Origin of the sequence: Teichococcus deserti (genome assembly GCF_001982615.1) — a bacterium.
GTDB lineage: Bacteria > Pseudomonadota > Alphaproteobacteria > Acetobacterales > Acetobacteraceae > Pseudoroseomonas > Pseudoroseomonas deserti.
On the sequence record NZ_MLCO01000254.1, the window covers coordinates 1 to 4,436 of the forward strand.

Here is a 4,436-nt window from a genome sequence, read left to right on the forward strand (position 1 = left end):
CCGGAAGGGCGGCCGTGGGGCCGGAGGGGGGCACGGGGCCTTGCATTGGCATGGTGCCTAGCGCAGCGGAGCGGCCACGCGCAAGGCGCCGCCTCTATGCGGAGAGGAAACGGAGGCGCGCCGCTTCCAGCACCAGGCAGGTCAGCGGCCCGCCCGCCACGGCCCCGGTATCGATGCCGATACGATTCGGCCGCAGCTCCGGCGCCCGGCAGGGGGTGTGGCCATGGACGACCACCGCGGGCAGCGGCCGCGGCCAGGACAGAAAAGGCTCGCGGATCCAGAGCAGGTCCTGGGCGCGCTGGGCGGCCAGCGGCTTGCGCGGGTCGATTCCGGCATGGACGAAAAGATAGTCGCCGGCCGTCCAGCTCAGCCGCAGCCCGTCCAGGAAGGCGCGGTGGCGCGCGGGCAGGGCAGGGTGACCGGCGGGAAGAGGGCCGTCCTTCGGCCCGTAGCTGGCCAGCGTCGCGTCGCCGGCATTCCACAGCCAGAGATCCTCGGCGACCGAGCCGGGGCCGTCCTTCAGCGCGGCCATCATCATGGCCTCATGGTTGCCCAGCAGGTCGATGCGCTCGGCGCGCGGCAGCGGGCCCGGGCCGCAGAGCGCCTCGATGACAGCCGCGCTGTCCGGGCCGCGATCGACGTAGTCGCCCAGATGCACCAGGGCGCAGCGCGCGGCGGGACGCGCCTCCCAGTCCTCCGCGATGGCGGCGTGCAGCGCGAGCAGCCGCCCCGCGCAGCCATGCACGTCGCCGATCGCATAGACCCTGAGGCCTTCCGGCAGGCGGCCGGGCGCAGGCTGTTCCATCGCTTGCCTTCCGGCGGGATGCCGCTTCCAACGCGCCGCGACGGCGGAGGTTTAGCCTGAGGCCGCCGGCCCGCTGTTCAGCCCCGTCCTCAGACTTTCTGGCGCCGCGCCTGGTAGCGCGCCTGGGCCGCCATGCGCACGCCCGCATTGGGGGCGCCGAACTGCCGGTAGCCGCCGCGCCGCTCGACGATCTCGAAGAAGAAGCGGTCGGCGAAGCTGGCGGTATAGGCATGGGTGAAGACCCCGCCCTCGGCATCCTGGTCGTGCAGCAGGTTCAGCGACTTCAGCTCGTCGAGGCGCGTGGGCTCCAGGCCGAAGCGGGCCTCGAGGTCGTCGTAGTAGTTCTCCGGGATCGGCAGCAGCGGCGCGCCGCGGGCGGCCAGCTGCCGGGCGGTGGCCGCCGCATCCTCGGTCAGGAAGGCGATGTGGTGGACGCCGGCGCCGGCGACGGCCGAGACGAAGCGCCCCGTCGCCGTCTCCCGCGCCTCGGAGACGTTCAGCGGCAGGCGCAGGGCGCGATCCGGCGTGACCATGGCGCGGGAGCGGACCAGGCCGCGCGGATCCGGCAGCTCCCACAGCCCTTCCGGCTCCATCCCGAAGAGCGCGCGGTAGAACAGCACGAAGCCGTCCATCTGCCCCGGCGTCAGCGCCTGCGCCACATGATCGATGGAGAGCAGCCCGGGTCCGGCCGCATCGACGCCGGGAATCAAGAAAAAATCATCCTCCCAGAAGGAGCGCTCGCCGGGGCGGTTCTCCACCAGGCAGACCAGCGAGCCGTCGGGGGCGCGCAGCGACGGGATCGGCCGCTCGCCCTCGCCGCGCGGCTCGTACCAGGTGGAGCAGCGCAGCGCATCGGCCCGGGCCAGCGTCGCCTCGGCATCGGCCACCGTCAGCGCCATGGCGCAGACCGAAGCGCCATGCATCTCGAAATGCCCGGCGGCGGCGCTGTCCGGCTCGGCGTTCAGCACCAGGCTGACGCCGCCCTGGCGATACAGCTCGACGGCCTTGGAGCGGTGCTTGCCCGCGAGGCGAAAACCCAGCGTGCCGAGAAACTGCGCCAGCTCGCCGCGCACCGGCTCGTTGACGGCAAATTCCAGAAACTCGACGCCGCTGCAGGGCGAGACCGGGGGCAAAGCGGAGGCGGCCACCGTCGGCCGCGCCTCGCTCTCCACCAGGATCAGCGAGCGCAGCCCGTCCCGCGCCGTCTGCCGCACTGGGGCGGCGCGGAACTCGTCGTTGAAGATCTCCAGCGACAGCGGCCCGGCATAGCCGCTGTCCAGCACGGCGCGGGTGAAGCCCGCCACGTCCAGCTGGCCCTGGCCGGGGAAGTTGCGGAAATGCCGGCTCCAGTTCAGCACGTCCATGTCCAGCCGCGGCGCATCCGCCAGCTGCACGAAGAAGATTTTTTCACCCGGCAGATCGGCGATGCCGGCAGGGTCGTCGTTGATCGACAGCGTGTGGAAGGAATCGACGATCAGCCCAAGCGCCGGGTGGTCGGCCCGCTGCACCACGTCCCAGGCCTGCCGCCAGCGGTTGATGTGCCGGCCCCAGGCCAGCGCCTCGAAGCCGACGCGCAGGCCGCGGCGATGCGCGCGCTCCGCCATCTCGTGCAGGTCGGCCGCCGCCCGCGCCGGATCGTCGATCGCGGCCGGCTGCACATTGCTGCAGACGAGGACCAGGTCGGTGCCCAGCGCCTGCATCACGTCGAACTTGCGCTCGGCGCGGTCGAGGTTGCGGGCGCGCTGCGGCTCCGGCATCGCCTCGAAGTCGCGGAAGGGCTGGAAGATCGGGATGCTCAGCCCGAGATCGGCCGCCAGCCGCCGGATTTCCGCGGGCGAGCCGTTGAAGGTCAGAAGGTCATTCTCGAAGATCTCGACGCCGTCGAAGCCGACCGCCGCCGCCGCCTCCAGCTTGTCCGGCAAATCGCCGCTCAGGCAAACCGTGGCAATGCAGCGGGACCGGGCCATCGACAAAAACCTCCTAAAAGCAAAGCAAGGCCGGGGGGAAGTATCCCCCCGGACCCCCTTCTATTTCTGTCAGGACGTCACCGCCGATGGCGGTGCCGCGCCCTACTCCAAGGTGATCCCGCGCGAGCGGATCACCTCGCCCCACTTGGCGCTCTCGGCCGTCAGATAGGCGGGCCAGGCCGCGGAGCTGCCGAATTCCGGGAAGATGGAATTCTGCTTCAGCCGCTCCGTCACCTCAGACGCCTTCATCGTCGCCTCGGTTGCAGCGGACAGCCGCGCGATCACCTCGGCTGGCGTGCCGGTGGGCGCCAGGATGGCGAACTCCGAGGCGCATTCATAGCCGGGCAGCCCCGCCTCGGCGATGGTGGGCACATCCGGCACCAGCGGGTTGCGCGCGCGGCTGGACACGCCCAGCACGGTGACCTGCTTGGCGGCGATCAGCGGCAGCGCGGTCACCGCATCGACGAAGGCCATCTCGACCTCGCCGGCGATCAGCGCCTGCACCGCGGGCGCGCCGCCGCGATAGCTGATGTTCTGCACCTCGATGCCGGTCTCGCGCAGGAACAGCTCGGTCGCCAGGTGGGCGGACGAGCCCGCGCCGGAGGAGGCATAGCTCATCTTGCCCGGCCGCGACTTGGCGAGCGCCACGAAGCCCGGGATGTCCTTCACGCCGAGATTGTTGTTGATGCACAGGAAGATCGGCGTCGTCGCAACCTTGCCGATCCCCACGAAACCCTTGTCGTCGTCATAGCCGCGGGTCGGGAACAGGTGCCGCGCCATGGCGAAGGTGCTGTTGACGCCGAGCAGCAGCGTGTAGCCGTCGGCCCGGGCGCGGGCCACCGAGGCATGGCCGATCGTGCCGCTGGCGCCGGGGCGGTTCTCCACCACCACCTGCTGGCCGAGCTCCTTGCTCAGCTGCTGCGCCAGGACGCGGGCCACGAAATCGGTCGAGCCGCCGGGCGCCCAGGCGACGACCAGCGTGATCGGACGGGTCGGGAAATTCCCCTGGGCCCGGGCCGCGCGCGGCATCAGCGCGCCGCCGGCGGCCACCAGGCCGAGCGAGGCGGCCAGGCCCTGCGTCAGGCCACGACGGGTGAAGGTCATGCTTTCCTCCGGTGCTTCGGCACTTGCTTGGACGAATTGCTGTTGGAAGCGTACGTACCAGATAGTACATTAGCCTCGCAAGCCCAAAGCCGGTGCCCCCGGCTCGGGAAAACGAGGAAGCCAGCATGACCGCGCAGCCCATCCCCGCCAATGATTCATCGCCGCTGGCCCCGCTGCCGCCGGCCTTCCTGGTCGGGCTGATCGGCAGCGGCATCCAGGCCTCGCGCTCCCCCGCGCTGCATGAGCGGGAAGGGGCGGCGCAGGGGCTGCGCTATCTCTACCGCCTGTTCGATCTCGAAGTGCTGAAGCGCGGGCCGGAGGCGCTGCCCGAGCTGCTCGCCATGGCCGAGGCGCTGGGCTTCGCCGGAGTCAACGTCACCCATCCCTGCAAGCAGGCCGTGCTGCCGCTGCTGGACGAGGTCTCCGATGACGCCCGGGCGCTCGGCGCGGTGAACACCGTCGTGCTGAAGGATGGCCGCCGCATCGGCCACAACACCGACCATTCCGGCTTCGCCGAAGGCTTCCGCCGCGGCCTGCCGGATGCGGCGATGGGGGAGGTG

General features: G+C 71.1%; 3 protein-coding genes and 1 pseudogene. 1 reads left to right on the forward strand and 3 read right to left on the reverse strand.

Annotation, left to right across the window (positions count from 1 at the left end):
• Nucleotides 1-94: 94 nt before the first annotated feature.
• The 3 genes from BKE38_RS22660 to BKE38_RS22670 form a co-directional block, all read right to left on the reverse strand.
• Complete coding sequence (locus BKE38_RS22660) at nucleotides 95-805, reverse strand: metallophosphoesterase family protein (RefSeq protein WP_076959504.1); 711 nt, start codon at nucleotides 803-805, stop codon at nucleotides 95-97.
• 89 nt (nucleotides 806-894) lie between these two features.
• Nucleotides 895-2,727, reverse strand: coding sequence for a bifunctional sugar phosphate isomerase/epimerase/4-hydroxyphenylpyruvate dioxygenase family protein (locus BKE38_RS22665; RefSeq protein WP_278247640.1), 1,833 nt, complete (start codon nucleotides 2,725-2,727; stop codon nucleotides 895-897).
• A gap of 147 nt (nucleotides 2,728-2,874) precedes the next feature.
• Complete coding sequence (locus BKE38_RS22670) at nucleotides 2,875-3,876, reverse strand: Bug family tripartite tricarboxylate transporter substrate binding protein (RefSeq protein WP_076959506.1); 1,002 nt, start codon at nucleotides 3,874-3,876, stop codon at nucleotides 2,875-2,877.
• 125 nt (nucleotides 3,877-4,001) lie between these two features.
• Here BKE38_RS22670 and BKE38_RS22675 point away from each other — a divergent pair.
• Nucleotides 4,002-4,436 (forward strand): annotated as a pseudogene (locus BKE38_RS22675) (shikimate dehydrogenase); the annotation flags it as partial.

Excerpts from the sequence above, each read along its gene's own strand:
- BKE38_RS22660 (WP_076959504.1), bottom strand. The coding sequence starts at position 805 with ATGGAACAGCCTGCGCCCGGCCGCCTGCCGGAAGGCCTCAGGGTCTAT.
- BKE38_RS22670 (WP_076959506.1), bottom strand. The coding sequence starts at position 3,876 with ATGACCTTCACCCGTCGTGGCCTGACGCAGGGCCTGGCCGCCTCGCTC.